Source organism: Gilliamella sp. BG2 (genome assembly GCF_046635645.1).
Taxonomy (GTDB): Bacteria; Pseudomonadota; Gammaproteobacteria; order Enterobacterales; family Orbaceae; genus Gilliamella; species Gilliamella bombi.
In genome coordinates, this window is the sequence record NZ_JBIDFF010000017.1 from 1 (window position 1) to 12982 (window position 12982).

Below are 12982 nucleotides of genomic sequence, written 5' to 3' on the forward strand. Positions count from 1 at the left end.
GCTTTTTAGTACAATCAATCAATCCTGAGTCATACAGCCTAAATTTTCCGACTACAGGTGCGCATAATTTATATTTTGATTTACTCATAAGTGGAGTAGATATAAATGAATTGACATGGGAACCCGTTACTTTGGGGGGAATCACTGCAACAGTGACAAATGTTGTAGCTAATGATAGGTGGATTCCTCAAGAAGATAAAGGAGAAGTAGTTGTACGCGTTAAGCTAACAGGTCCAGATGCAAGAAATCAATGGCCTAATCCGAATCCTAACCCAATTGTTATGCCGCAGTTACCACAGACGTTTGAGTTAGTGGGTAGAGATATTAATACTGGTGATGAGGTAGTAAAATATGGATTTGAATTGAGGCAGTGGTTCTTCCCTCGGTGGGGGGATTGGTTGAGATATGATCGTTATAGTGAGGCGTCAGCATGGTGTAATGGTTTGGGTTATCGCATGCCGAGGGTAAACGATTTAACCAATACAATATGTAGTGAGCTCACGGGTTTCCCCTGTATGTATGGTGTACGTGGCGCCAAGCCGTGGTCACGAACTGCGTTTTACATGCGTTACATAGGTGCAGGATTTTTCACGGAGTGGGGCGACGTGGGCTACTACGCTGATGCGAACTTCCTCGACGTCGAGTCCTACAACCTCAGCTACTGGACAAGCGACGAGGTAGAAGGTATCTATCGATTCACTGTCGCCTCGTGCAACAACGCCGAATGGGATTACAAAGGCAACGTCTTCCCCGTCAAAATCGACACTGGCGCTTACACTATTTGCACCGCACCTTAGTTTTTTTAGCGTTTAGTCCTTAATCCTTAGGGCGCGGAAGGTGGTTATGGTGCTTTTGAGGGGACAAAATAGACAAGAATAAAGCCCCCGCTCAAGTTGGGGCGCCGAGCTGGCAAAGCCTGCGAGGCTAGTATTTTAATGACTAAAAGTCAAAAAAGCTTCTGACTGATGATGCCAAAGCAATGATAACTTAATATAATTAAATATTATCATAATAAATATTGAGTAAAATTAGCAACAAATAAAACAGGTTATTTTGTAGCTTACTTTTTTGTTTAAATGTCAAACATTTTTTTTATAAAAATATTAAAAAGTGATGATATACGATTCTAGTAAGGTAATTTTTTGTGGCGTATAATTTGGTTCCACTAATCACTTTCTAGCTGTAAAACCAAGATGAAATTTAATGCAATAATTGTGGCTTTAATGGTTACTAGTCTATCTTGTGCTGCAACAGAACCTGCCCTTCATTGGGGTTATGAAGGCGAAAATAATCCAGAAAATTGGGGACACCTTTCGCCAGAGTTTTCAACCTGCGAAACAGGAAAAAATCAATCACCAATTAACATTGAACATGTTTTTAAAACGCACCACGATAAACTTAAACTGACGTTTAAACTAAGCAAGCAGGAAATCATTAATAACGGTCATACAATTCAAGTTAATGTTAATGATGGCAATACGCTTGAAATTGACAACGAGCTGTTTACGTTACAACAATTCCATTTTCATACGCCAAGCGAAAATAAAATTAAAGGCAAATACTTCCCGATGGAAGCTCATTTTGTTTATAAAAACAAAAATGGCGACTTAACGGTTGTCGCCTTGATGTTTAATAAAGGAAAACCTAATCCTGAATTAGCGAAAGCTTGGCAACAAATGCCAGAAGACGAAGGCAGTACCGCCACATTATCTCAATCAGTCGATATTAAGGCTTTATTGCCAAATAGATTGGATTTTTATCGCTTTAGCGGTTCACTAACAACTCCACCTTGTACTGAAGGCGTTCGATGGATTGTGTTAGAACAAGAAAGCAGTGCATCTGCTGAACAAATCGAAAAATTCCACTCAATCATGCATCACAACAATAATCGCCCAACTCAACCTTTAAATGGGCGAGTGATTGTTGATTAGTGTTTCTAGGCTCTGTTTAGTGTGAATAGAGCCTTGAATTTGTGCATTTATTATCTATCAACAAGTAAGATATATCGCTTATTTTTTAAGTAATTTTCTGCCTTGATAGTCACAACTCATATTCTATAAATACTATTAGTTAGCTTAAATTAGTTCACTTAACTATCGTTGTCTTTCTTAATTGATGAAGGCGATTATATTTAAATTAAGCTAGCAAAGAAAAGTTTTCTAACGATAGGATATTATCTTGTTTGCTAATATAACAATACTAAAAATCCCTAGAATAAACTAAAAATACAACTTAGGTTTGTAATAATACTTAATCAATAATCGATTAGATAATGTAGTTAATTAATGAATTAACTTATTAAAAAAGTTATATTATCTTCCAATAAAAATTATGTTTTATGATTAAAAAGGAATAGTTAACATGAAAGATAAAATTTTTACTATTACAGTAATATTATTAGCTGGGTTTGGCATGTCCTTTTCGGTTAACGCAATTTATGAGATAACTTGCCCCGATTCAGTTCAAGTAAAATCCATTCCGACGGAACTAGAAATATTGCCTGAAGGGTGGCAAATATTCGAACAGAAAAATCAGTTTTTGCAGGTTGATGATGGTGAAGTATATTCTGGTAAACCAGTGAATTTAGGACAGATGATACCTTTTACAATTACTATTAACGGTAAAAAATATAAACATTCATGGCATGTTGATACTAGTTATAATACATCCAATGATACTGGCTACTGGTTTAATTGTTCTTATTCATTTAATCGAGTTCGCCTGATAAAACGTATCGATTCGACCATGAAAACTTGTTGGGTAATAACTTCAAAAGATGCAAAAGGTAAAATGAAAGTAAAACTAAATTGCGATAAAAAAATACATGAAGGTCCACAATCTTTTTATTAAACGTGATGATAAAGTTAGTTTAAGTTTTCACAGTGAGTAAATTAGACAGTAAAAATAACCTTGGCTTGGATAGCTAATAGTCAATGCATTTTTTTTAATAAGATGATGTTAATTAGTCAAAATCATCTTATTTTTATACGATTAATTAGGAATAGAAAACGTGAAAAATAAAATTTTAAATTTAGCAACAATAGCCATAATAGGGGCAAGTTTTTGTGATTCAGTTAACGCAAATGAAGAGATAGTTTGTCCCGAATCGGTAACAATAAAATATTCTAAACCTGATTTAGAAGTTGTACCTGATGGTTGGGAAGTGTCTGAAGAAGGCTATGATATAAAAAAAATTGATAGTTTAATTTTGCCAGAAGATATTGCTCACAGTACTTCTTTACGTCGACTAAATCAAGTAGAAGTATATTCAGGAAAATCAGCCGATTCCGCAAAACAAATAAAACCTAAGCCAGCGACAATAAATGGGAAAAAATATAAGGCAGTTTGGTTGTTAGATGGTAGTAATGATACCAATAAATTGAGCTTTTGGGCTAGCTGCAATTATAGCTATAATAACAAAGTACAACTGATAAAGCCTATTGATGCCTCGCTGAAAACTTGTTGGGCAATTTACACCCAAGATCAGCAACAAGGAACACTTGCTAAATTAGTGTGTAGCGCTGAAAAGGTAAAATAATTTTAGTTTGGATATTCGGGAATGTGTTCAAATTTACCACAAAATATTGTCCATTAAAGATTAATTAAGATGGTCGGTTGTGCCCCCCCTTACTTTTTTGGGATTAGATCGTTATAGATTACTTTTGTATATGTTGATTTATAAAATGAATGACAGGTCGCCAGACTTCCTGTTCTGGTGCTTGATAATCCCATAAAGGTGTAACCAGATCATCTAATATTTTTAATTTAGTGATAAAATTTTTTGAGTAGGTTTGACGTTGTTCTTCCGAAATGGCTAATAATCTTTCTGAAGAAATATATTTGCGCTTTTGCCGTGGGTTTTCAATAAAATTGGCTAAACTACATAATTCTTTTTCATTTTCACATTCTGAATAGGAAAAGGGATAAGTTTGTTCTACTTGTTCAAAAGCATCTGCAATTTGTGGTAAATTTACCGCTTTCATTGCGGGTACGATATATTTTGCTGTAGCATAATTCCATAAAAGATTACACCAACCATCACTTTGCCAGTGGCTGATGGTATGAATGACAACAAAAGCATAAAAGGCATCGCGATCCAGCTTTGTGCTTAGATCAGATTCGCAAGGTATATATTCATAAATTTTATCAAAGATTTCTATTACATCCTCAAAATCAGATAGCTTTTTATTCTGAGTTAACATATTAATTGTTATCATTCTATTTCCTTATCTTATTTTATTTGAATTTTAACATATTTGAAAAGTAATGATATTTTATTTAGTTGCTGTCTTAAAACTATACTTTTTACTGGGTATGTAAAAATTGTGTTGATAATTAAATTTGGATAGATTTTAAAAGGTTTTAATCATTGTATTGGCGTAAAACAGTAAGATTAAATTTATGCTGTTTAGATGAACAAGAGAGGTTAGTGCAACCTCTCTTGTTCTGCGATAAATGTTAATTTATTTTACGCGTGATACGTATTCACCTGAACGGGTATCTACTTTAAGGATCTCGCCAATTTGTACAAATAAAGGCACGCGAACAACTGCACCTGTTGATAATGTTGCTGGTTTACCACCTGTTCCTGCTGTGTCGCCTTTTAAACCTGGATCAGTTTCGATTACTTCAAGTTCAACAAAATTTGGTGGTGTTACTGCAATCGGTTGGCCGTTCCATAAAGTTAAAATACATTCCGCTTGATCAACTAACCATTTTGCATTGTCGCCAACCGCTTTGGCGTCAGCCGAAAGTTGCTCAAATGTATCGTTATTCATAAAATGCCAAAATTCACCATCGGTATAAAGATAAGTTAAATTCATATCAACAACGTCAGCGGCTTCAACTGATTCGCCTGATTTGAATGTTTTGTCGACAGTTTTGCCTGAAAGTAATTTTTTAATTTTTACACGATTAATAGATTGACCTTTACCTGGTTTATAAAACTCATTTTCAACAATGACACACGGTTCGCCGTCTTGCATTATTTTAAGACCAGCTTTAAACTCATTAGTACTATAAGATGCCATAAAAGCTCCAACTAAAATTCTGAATTACAAAAAATGAGTCGTATTATACAGCAAAAAGTTGAACTACCAAATAATAAAGATGAGTGGATTTTTGATCTGACCAATGTTGTGACAGATATCAACGTTTTATACTCCTATTTAGGACTAGATCCCAATACCATTTCAATCCGCATGCAACAAGCAAAAAAGGCGTTTCCGCTTCGAGTTCCTAGGGCTTTTATTAATCGAATGGAAAAGGGTAATAGTAATGACCCACTTTTGTTACAGGTGCTTTGTGATGATAGGGAGTTATTAAAAGTTGAAGGGTATAGTCATGACCCATTACAAGAGCAAGATAATGCCATTCCTGGATTATTGCATAAGTATCACAATCGGGCATTATTGATCACTAAGACCGCTTGTGCAATTAACTGCCGTTACTGTTTTAGACGGCATTTCCCTTATCATGATAATCAAGGATCTAAGAAGAATCTTGCCATTGCGCTTGAATATATTGCAAATCATCCTGAACTTGATGAAATTATTTTATCAGGAGGTGATCCGTTAATGGCAAAAGATCATGAAATGGCTTTTTTGATTAATACACTTGAAAAAATCCCTCATGTTAAGCGTTTACGGATTCATACGCGTTTGGCTGTTGTTATTCCTTCACGAGTAACGGCTGAACTTTGTCGGTTATTTGTTGAAAGTAGGTTGCAAATTGTAGTAATTACTCACATTAATCATTCAAATGAAATTGATAATGCAGTTGCTGACGCAGTTGGGCTTTTAAAAAAGAGTGATGTGATTGTGCTAAATCAAAGTGTATTACTGAAAAATATTAATGATAATGCCAATGTTTTGGCTCAGTTAAGTAATAAACTTTTTGATATTGGCATTTTGCCTTATTACATTCATTTATTAGATAAAGTACAAGGAGCTGCTCATTTTCTAGTTGATGATAACTCAGCTAAATTAATAATGAAACAGCTTGCCGAGCAAGTATCTGGTTATTTAGTGCCTAAATTAGCGCGCGAAATCGGTGGTGAGAAAAGTAAACAAGTACTTACTTTTTGGAATTAGTTAATTGTTTTTTTAGTTATAACTTATTATTTTATAATCTATTTATTCTATTTTATTTTATCGTATGGTAATTAAGGGTTAATGGGATTTATCTGTAAAAATCTCATTGACGAAAAATAAAATAGGCACTATAATTCCGACCTCTTTAATTAATGCTGTGGAGTTTTTACTCTGCAACCTGTTGATAATTAGATTTGGATATAAATCGTCATGAAACGCACATTTCAACCATCAGTATTAAAACGCAATAGAACTCACGGCTTCCGTGCTCGTATGGCAACTAAAAACGGTCGTCAAGTTCTTGCTCGCCGTCGTGCTAAAGGCCGTGTTCGTTTAACCGTTGCTAGCTGATTTAAAGTTGGGTGATTAAGTTCACTTTTCCTCGGGAGTTGCGATTGTTAACTCCCTTTGATTTCAATTATGTCTTCCAAGAGTCCATTCGGGCTGGTTCTCCGTTTTTAACTTTAGTTGCACGAAAAAATAACTACAATCATATGCGGTTAGGGTTTGCTATAGCTAAAAAACAAGTGAAACGAGCTCATGAGCGTAATCGTATAAGGCGACTGGCTAAAGAGTATTTTCGGCTTCATCAACATCAATTTCCTAATATTGATTTTATTGTGATGGCCAAACAGCCAGTTATCGACTTAAATAATCAGCAACTCGTTGAAACACTGAATAAATTATGCCAACGAATCATAGCCAAATACGAGGCTTGAATAAATTTAAATTGATTATTAAACAGCATATTTATGCATTTAACTATATGATAGTTAATGTTTTTGTGTTTTTTGTTCGTGTTTATCAACGTTTTATTAGTCCTTTATTAGGTCCTAAATGTCGCTTTACACCGACATGTTCACAGTATGCAATAATTGCACTGAGACGCTTTGGATTAATAAAAGGTGGTTGGCTAACCGTTAAACGTGTATTAAAATGTCATCCTTTACATGAAGGAGGAGAAGATTTTGTTCCTCCAAAAATTAAAACCAATAGAGAAAAACACTAATGGGATCTCAACGTAATATTTTAGTCATTGCTTTACTTTTTGTATCTTTTTTTATTTGGAAAGCGTGGGAAGAAGATCACACACCTAAACCCCCGATCGAAAACCAATTAACACAACAAAGTGATGATGGCTCAATAGCTGGCGCAGTAGGTAAAACAATTACTGTAAAATCAGATGTGCTGTCACTCACTATTAATACTTATGGTGGGGATGTTCAGGCTGCACAATTATTGAAATATGAGCAAACGCTTCATTCTGGTACGCCTTTCCAATTATTAACATCTCGTCCAGATTTTGTTTATGTTGCTGAAAGCGGATTAACAGGTAAGGATGGTCCTGATAATGCAAATCAAGGATCAAAACGTCCAGTCTATCAAACTGAAAAGTCAGAATATGTTTTAGCTGATGGGCAAGATGAATTGCGTGTTCCTCTTACTTATCAAGTTAATGGTGTAAGTTATACTAAATACTATATATTACACCGTGGTAGTTATTCTATTGATGTTCAGTATGATATTAATAACCAAAGCAGTGCACCTGTTGATGTTGCCATGTATGGTCAATTAAAACAAACAATTAAATTACCTGATGATATTCCAACCGAAGGTGGTAATGGATTAGGACAAAGCGCATTCCGTGGTACAGCTTACTCTAGTTCTAGTTCTAATTATAGTAAATACAGTTTTGATGCTATCAAAGATAAAGCTTTATCGGTTGAGACTCAAACGGGTTGGATTGCGATGTTGCAACACTATTTTGTTTCCGCATGGGTACCCGCACAGGATAAAAATAATCTATTTTATTCTCGTGCAACGGCTAATAATTCTCAAGCAACAATTGGTTTCAAAAGTGAATCAGCAGTTATTCCTGCGGGGAGTTCACAAATTATTGGTGCAAAATTATGGTTAGGACCAGAAATTCAAAGCCAATTGAAAGAAACAGCCGATCATCTTGATTTAGTTGTTGACTATGGATGGTTATGGTTTTTATCACAATCGTTGTTTGATTTGTTGGAGTCTATTCAGAGTTTTGTTGGTAACTGGGGCTTCTCAATTATTGTTATCACATTTATTGTTCGAGGTATTTTATTCCCATTAACTCGTGCTCAGTATCGTTCAATGGCAAAAATGAAGTTGTTACAGCCTCGCATACAAGCTTTAAAAGAGCGTTATGGCGATAATAGGCAAAAAATTAGTGTAGAAACAATGGCGCTTTACAAGCAAGAAAAAGTGAATCCATTAGGTGGTTGTCTGCCATTAATTATCCAAATGCCGATTTTTTTATCGTTGTTCTATATGTTAAGTAGTACAGTTGAACTACGACATGCGCCATTTGCGCTTTGGATTTATGATTTATCAGCGCAAGATCCGTACTATATTTTGCCTTTATTAATGGGTGTCAGTATGTTTTTAATTCAGAAAATGTCACCAACACCTGTTACCGATCCACTACAACAAAAATTAATGACTTATATGCCATTAATTTTTACGTTGTTCTTCTTATGGTTCCCATCAGGCTTGGTTTTATATTATATCGTCAGTAACTTATTCACAATTGCTCAGCAACGAATTATTTACTGGGAACTTGAGAAAAAGGGACTTCACGAGAAGAAAAAGAAATAGTATCGATTAAAAGGAGGAGTAATCCTCCTTTTTTGTTTTTATCTTTGGTGTTAATAATATGAATATACAGCAACAATTTAATTTAATAGGTAATGAAAACGGTTATTGGTTTGTAAGTGCTAATGGACGATTATGGCTGCCTAATGGTGAAGTTCCTGTTGGGTGTGCTGATGAATTTGGTTTTACCAATAAAATTGCTCAACCAATAGGTGAATGGAATGGGCAAACAGCTTGGCTGATTTGTGATGAAATGAAAAATGCGATGAGTTCAGTTCGTTCATTACTTGATAGAACAGATCAATCATTATTTAATTTAGCTGGTCGGGCTGTGCAACTTTCTGAGTTTTATCGTTCCCACAAATATTGTGGATATTGTGGGCATGAGATGTATATCAGTAGCACGGAATGGTGTTGTCTATGCGATCACTGCAAAGAGCGCTATTATCCACAAATTTCACCATCTATTATTGTGGCTATTCGTCATAATAATAAAATTTTATTAGCAAAACATGTTAGGCATAATCAAGATAACTTATATACCGTTTTAGCTGGTTTTACTGAAATCGGTGAAACAATGGAAACAGCCGTTGAACGAGAAGTATTTGAAGAATCAAAAATAAAAATTAAAAATATTCGTTATGTTGGTTCGCAACCTTGGCCATTTCCAAATTCATTAATGATGGCTTATTTAGCTGATTATGATAGCGGTGAAATAGTGGTAGATAAAAACGAACTCATTGAAGCAAATTGGTACCATTATACAGAGTTACCTAAAATTCCTGAGTATGGCACCATTGCTAGACGCTTAATTGAGGATACAATTATACTTTGCCGCGAATATGATGAATATGGCAATGACTAATTATATTGAATTGTTCTTGTTAGATTAACTGTTTTTGATTCGTCACCTGTTGTAATACACACAGCTTTAGTCCAATCACTGTTTGGATTATAATCTGAATAAGTACAAGTTTCTATTAGTTCTACCTCTTGTTCGTTTTTATCATTAATGATGATGTCTCCATTTGATGATAATTTAAAGGTTTTGATAATAGTTTTTTCTAATTGATTGTTTGCGTTATATACAAATTCTTTTTCTTGAGCCAACACAGGGAATTTTGTTTTTTCATCTACAGGAATATAGGCATTATATAACACGAGTTCTACACGATTGTTGTCATAAATAATTTTGCTGTTAAAAATGATATTATTTTCTGCAAAATGCGATAGAGTTGTTTCAACTAAACGATCTTGTTCATCGAACTCTGAACTTGCGACGATATCATTTTCATTGTTTTTCATGCCTAGTATATTTTGTGAAGAATCAAAAGTAATATCGTAAACGTTTCTGGTATCGCCCATGCCGTAGCTATATTTAGCTGTGTCGTAGTTAATTTCGCCATGTAGCCCTTCTAAATCATAATTAGCTACAAAGCCTTTGTCATTGTAGTTAATTATCTTAGTTGATGAGCCTTGAATATGCTGTTGTTTAATCATTTTACTAAATGGTAAGAGCTCTGGCTCAGTATGGAAAAGGTAGCTATTAATAACTGCTGTTGGTAGTTGTGGTAAGGATTTTTTGTCAGATGTTTTTTTATCATCGCAACCATTAATTAGTAATGTACTGCTAATTATGCACATATATAAAAATAAATTATTTTTTCTCATAGTTCTATTTTCCTTTTATCCTGTTTTCTTATTTATTTTTGCACCATACTGCAAGTGCTTCACATTGCCAATCTTTCATCATATAGTACCAAGCAGAGCGCCATTTACGTACTGTATCATTGTGTAAATTTAAAGCTTTTCCTATTTGTGAGTTATTAGCCCCAGAAACAAGTAACTCAATGAATTGTAACCACAATTCAGGTTTGGGTATACGGTTTAAACTAGTGTTGCTTAAAAGACTAAAGCTATGTCGACACCGTTTGCAGCGATAGCAAGTGCGAGAACCAATTTTGGTTGTTTCGTTAGAACCGCAGTGTTTACAAGTTGGATTTTGTTCATTCAATAAGGCAGTTACTTTATCTTTAATGGTATTGTATTGTTCCACTAAAGATGGCATTAGTTTTGTTTGTTTTTGATGTGTATACCAGTTATGTAATGATGGATAATAGCTTTGAAGATAGTTAATAATAGCTCGATCTCGTCGTATAACTTTTTCGAGCGATGTTTCGAGTCGGTCCGCAATTTCTTTATAGCCCATTTTATTTATTCGGTTGGTAAAAATAAACTCTAACCAATTATAGGGCATTAAACGATAGAAAGGAGTATTGGTTGAAACGGTAAAATATTTATGACAGTCTTTACAACGATATGTTTTATTAGGTTTTGAACGAATTATATAGAATTCAGTTTTTTTACAGAAGGGACAAGATTGCACATGTTGCGATGTTATTTCTTCTAGGTCATGATGAAAAGCTTTAAATTCATCATGTAATTCGTTTGGTACGAGTTCATAAATCATTTTTTATTCCCTTATCACTTATCCCCGTAAATATTATCAGATTTTTACATAAACATATAGCTTTCCTGAAACTTTTTTACATTTTCTAGTAAAGTACAATAATTGTCCAAGTATAAATATGATAATTAATGTTTATCTATAAATTTCTTATACTGGTGAATTAAAAAGAAGTGTAAAAGTGCTATTAAATAATATGATTAATAATGTGATTTGATGAATATGAGATACTAGATAGGTAATTAAATGCTCCTTCCAATTTGAAAAGAGCAGTATTTCAAAAAATATTATTTTTGTTGATGCAACCATTCGGCTACTTGTTTGGCAAAATAGGTTAATATTCCATCGGCACCAGCACGTTTAAAGCAAAGTAAAGATTCCATAATTGCTGATTTTTCATCTAACCAACCATTTTGAATTGCCGCTGTTAACATAGCATATTCGCCAGAAACTTGATAAGCAAAAGTTGGGACAGCAAAGGTGTCTTTAACTCTTCGAACGATATCAAGATAAGGCATACCAGGTTTAACCATGACCATATCTGCACCTTCACTTAAATCTTGATAGATTTCTTGTAATGCTTCATTACTATTAGCAGGATCGAGTTGATAAGTTTTTTTATTACCACCTTTAATATTTTTCGCAGAGCCGACAGCATCACGAAAAGGTCCATAAAAACTTGATGCGTATTTTGCGGAATAAGCCATAATTTGTGTGTTAAAAAAACCGTGCTTTTCAAGTTCGTTACGTATTGCTCCAATGCGTCCATCCATCATGTCACTTGGTGCGATAATATCCACACCTGCTTGAGCTTGCATTAATGCTTGTTTAACAAGCGTTTCAACAGAGATATCATTTTGTACATACCCTTGTTCATCAATAATGCCATCTTGTCCATGCGTGGTATATGGATCAAGTGCGACATCAGTTAGTACACCGAGCTCTGGAATTTCTTTTTTTAATGCTCGAACAGCTTTTGGTACTAACCCATTTTCGTTATATGCTTCTTGTGCTAATGAAGATTTTTTTGATGGTTCAATAGCGGGAAATAGTGAAAGAACAGGAATTCCTAATTTAGCTACTTGTTCCGCTTCTTTTAACAATACGTCAATACTCATTCGATTAACGTTTGGCATCGAGGTAATTGATTCAGTAATATTATTTCCTTCAACAATAAAAACCGGATAAATTAGATCGTTGGCCGTCAAACTATGTTCTGCAACCATACGACGACTAAAGTCATGGGCACGATTACGGCGTAGGCGGCGCTTTGGATATTGACCAGTAATTAATGATGGCATGAAATACTCCTGTTTATTCTCAATTAGATTTGATTTATTATCTGACTCTATATGCTGATTAGCAAATTAATTTGTTATCTTGTAATAATTCTATTTTTTACTTTACAACATATATCGATTGAGGGTAAAATTGCGCACTAATTTTAATCCCTTGTGATATTAAACAAATTTGAGGTGAGAGGCACATGCCAGTAATTAAAGTACGTGAAAATGAACCTTTCGATGTAGCGTTACGTCGTTTCAAACGTTCTTGTGAAAAAGCAGGAGTTTTAGCTGAAGTTCGTAATCGTGAATTTTACGAAAAACCAACTACTATTCGTAAACGAGCTAAAGCAGCAGCTGTTAAACGCCATGCTAAAAAATTAGAAAGAGAAAACGCTCGTCGTACTCGCTTATATTAATATTTTAAGATTATTTATACTGAAAACTAAAATTGATATTAAAAATCAATTTATTATCTTTTTGATATAAAGAATTCTAACAAGCCGTATTTT

General features: G+C 34.2%; 16 protein-coding genes. 11 read left to right on the forward strand and 5 right to left on the reverse strand.

Annotated features, from left to right (window positions below; genetic code table 11):
• From ACGH6Q_RS08160 to ACGH6Q_RS08175, 4 genes are all read left to right on the forward strand, one after another.
• Window positions 1–797, forward strand: a 797-nt coding sequence (locus tag ACGH6Q_RS08160) for a hypothetical protein (protein WP_411592572.1), incomplete at its 5' end; no start/stop codon positions are given.
• Window positions 798–1193: 396 nt separating this feature from the next.
• Window positions 1194–1931, forward strand: coding sequence for a carbonic anhydrase (locus ACGH6Q_RS08165; protein ID WP_034914950.1), 738 nt, complete (start codon window positions 1194–1196; stop codon window positions 1929–1931).
• A gap of 430 nt (window positions 1932–2361) precedes the next feature.
• Entirely contained in the window at window positions 2362–2850 is a 489-nt protein-coding gene (locus ACGH6Q_RS08170) for an STY0301 family protein (RefSeq protein ID WP_034914955.1), read from the forward strand.
• Window positions 2851–3010: 160 nt separating this feature from the next.
• Window positions 3011–3538: an STY0301 family protein gene (locus ACGH6Q_RS08175; protein ID WP_174798905.1), complete on the forward strand. Its 528-nt coding sequence runs from the start codon at window positions 3011–3013 to the stop codon at window positions 3536–3538.
• A gap of 118 nt (window positions 3539–3656) precedes the next feature.
• Here ACGH6Q_RS08175 and ACGH6Q_RS08180 read toward each other — a convergent pair whose 3' ends face one another.
• Window positions 3657–4217: a hypothetical protein gene (locus ACGH6Q_RS08180; protein ID WP_065589853.1), complete on the reverse strand. Its 561-nt coding sequence runs from the start codon at window positions 4215–4217 to the stop codon at window positions 3657–3659.
• A gap of 246 nt (window positions 4218–4463) precedes the next feature.
• On the reverse strand, window positions 4464–5030 hold the full coding sequence (gene efp / locus ACGH6Q_RS08185) for an elongation factor P (protein ID WP_034914965.1): 567 nt from the start codon (window positions 5028–5030) through the stop codon (window positions 4464–4466).
• Between the two features lie 33 nt (window positions 5031–5063).
• Between efp and epmB the strand changes: the two genes are divergently transcribed.
• The 6 genes from epmB (at window position 5064) to nudC (ending at window position 9585) form a co-directional block, all read left to right on the forward strand.
• The gene (gene epmB, locus ACGH6Q_RS08190) at window positions 5064–6092 is read left to right on the forward strand and encodes an EF-P beta-lysylation protein EpmB (RefSeq protein WP_411592574.1); all 1029 of its coding nucleotides are present in this window, start codon (window positions 5064–5066) and stop codon (window positions 6090–6092) included.
• Window positions 6093–6302: 210 nt separating this feature from the next.
• Complete coding sequence (gene rpmH / locus ACGH6Q_RS08195) at window positions 6303–6443, forward strand: 50S ribosomal protein L34 (RefSeq protein ID WP_025314679.1); 141 nt, start codon at window positions 6303–6305, stop codon at window positions 6441–6443.
• 11 nt (window positions 6444–6454) lie between these two features.
• Window positions 6455–6811: a ribonuclease P protein component gene (rnpA, locus tag ACGH6Q_RS08200; RefSeq protein WP_411592575.1), complete on the forward strand. Its 357-nt coding sequence runs from the start codon at window positions 6455–6457 to the stop codon at window positions 6809–6811.
• A 47-nt stretch (window positions 6812–6858) separates the two neighbouring features.
• Window positions 6859–7101 carry a membrane protein insertion efficiency factor YidD gene (gene yidD / locus ACGH6Q_RS08205; protein WP_034914994.1) on the forward strand — a complete coding sequence of 81 codons (243 nt, stop codon included), beginning with the start codon at window positions 6859–6861 and terminating at the stop codon, window positions 7099–7101.
• A complete protein-coding gene (gene yidC / locus ACGH6Q_RS08210; protein ID WP_411592577.1) occupies window positions 7101–8723 on the forward strand; it encodes a membrane protein insertase YidC in 1623 nt (540 codons plus the stop codon). Before yidD ends, yidC begins: the two co-directional genes overlap by 1 nt.
• Before the next feature lie 58 nt (window positions 8724–8781).
• On the forward strand, window positions 8782–9585 hold the full coding sequence (gene nudC / locus ACGH6Q_RS08215) for an NAD(+) diphosphatase (RefSeq protein WP_174798907.1): 804 nt from the start codon (window positions 8782–8784) through the stop codon (window positions 9583–9585).
• Here nudC and ACGH6Q_RS08220 read toward each other — a convergent pair.
• From ACGH6Q_RS08220 to hemB, 3 genes are all read right to left on the reverse strand, one after another.
• Window positions 9582–10391 carry a hypothetical protein gene (locus tag ACGH6Q_RS08220; RefSeq protein WP_296300435.1) on the reverse strand — a complete coding sequence of 270 codons (810 nt, stop codon included), beginning with the start codon at window positions 10389–10391 and terminating at the stop codon, window positions 9582–9584. The two genes, nudC and ACGH6Q_RS08220, sit on opposite strands and share 4 nt — an antisense overlap.
• 28 nt (window positions 10392–10419) lie before the next feature.
• Complete coding sequence (locus ACGH6Q_RS08225; protein ID WP_174798909.1) at window positions 10420–11190, reverse strand: IS1 family transposase; 771 nt, start codon at window positions 11188–11190, stop codon at window positions 10420–10422.
• 284 nt (window positions 11191–11474) lie between these two features.
• Window positions 11475–12488, reverse strand: coding sequence for a porphobilinogen synthase (gene hemB / locus ACGH6Q_RS08230; protein WP_411592580.1), 1014 nt, complete (start codon window positions 12486–12488; stop codon window positions 11475–11477).
• Between the two features lie 185 nt (window positions 12489–12673).
• Between hemB and rpsU the strand changes: the two genes are divergently transcribed.
• Window positions 12674–12889: a 30S ribosomal protein S21 gene (gene rpsU, locus ACGH6Q_RS08235; protein ID WP_034882800.1), complete on the forward strand. Its 216-nt coding sequence runs from the start codon at window positions 12674–12676 to the stop codon at window positions 12887–12889.
• Window positions 12890–12982 lie beyond the last annotated feature (93 nt).

What these genes read in the sequence shown, in the direction of transcription:
- ACGH6Q_RS08165 (WP_034914950.1), top strand. Translation starts at nt 1,194, where the DNA reads ATGAAATTTAATGCAATAATTGTGGCTTTAATGGTTACTAGTCTATCT.
- ACGH6Q_RS08170 (WP_034914955.1), top strand. Translation starts at nt 2,362, where the DNA reads ATGAAAGATAAAATTTTTACTATTACAGTAATATTATTAGCTGGGTTT.
- ACGH6Q_RS08180 (WP_065589853.1), bottom strand. Translation starts at nt 4,217, where the DNA reads ATGATAACAATTAATATGTTAACTCAGAATAAAAAGCTATCTGATTTT.
- efp (WP_034914965.1), bottom strand. Translation starts at nt 5,030, where the DNA reads ATGGCATCTTATAGTACTAATGAGTTTAAAGCTGGTCTTAAAATAATG.
- epmB (WP_411592574.1), top strand. Translation starts at nt 5,064, where the DNA reads ATGAGTCGTATTATACAGCAAAAAGTTGAACTACCAAATAATAAAGAT.
- rpmH (WP_025314679.1), top strand. Translation starts at nt 6,303, where the DNA reads ATGAAACGCACATTTCAACCATCAGTATTAAAACGCAATAGAACTCAC.
- yidD (WP_034914994.1), top strand. Translation starts at nt 6,859, where the DNA reads ATGATAGTTAATGTTTTTGTGTTTTTTGTTCGTGTTTATCAACGTTTT.
- yidC (WP_411592577.1), top strand. Translation starts at nt 7,101, where the DNA reads ATGGGATCTCAACGTAATATTTTAGTCATTGCTTTACTTTTTGTATCT.
- nudC (WP_174798907.1), top strand. Translation starts at nt 8,782, where the DNA reads ATGAATATACAGCAACAATTTAATTTAATAGGTAATGAAAACGGTTAT.
- ACGH6Q_RS08220 (WP_296300435.1), bottom strand. Translation starts at nt 10,391, where the DNA reads ATGAGAAAAAATAATTTATTTTTATATATGTGCATAATTAGCAGTACA.
- ACGH6Q_RS08225 (WP_174798909.1), bottom strand. Translation starts at nt 11,190, where the DNA reads ATGATTTATGAACTCGTACCAAACGAATTACATGATGAATTTAAAGCT.
- hemB (WP_411592580.1), bottom strand. Translation starts at nt 12,488, where the DNA reads ATGCCATCATTAATTACTGGTCAATATCCAAAGCGCCGCCTACGCCGT.
- rpsU (WP_034882800.1), top strand. Translation starts at nt 12,674, where the DNA reads ATGCCAGTAATTAAAGTACGTGAAAATGAACCTTTCGATGTAGCGTTA.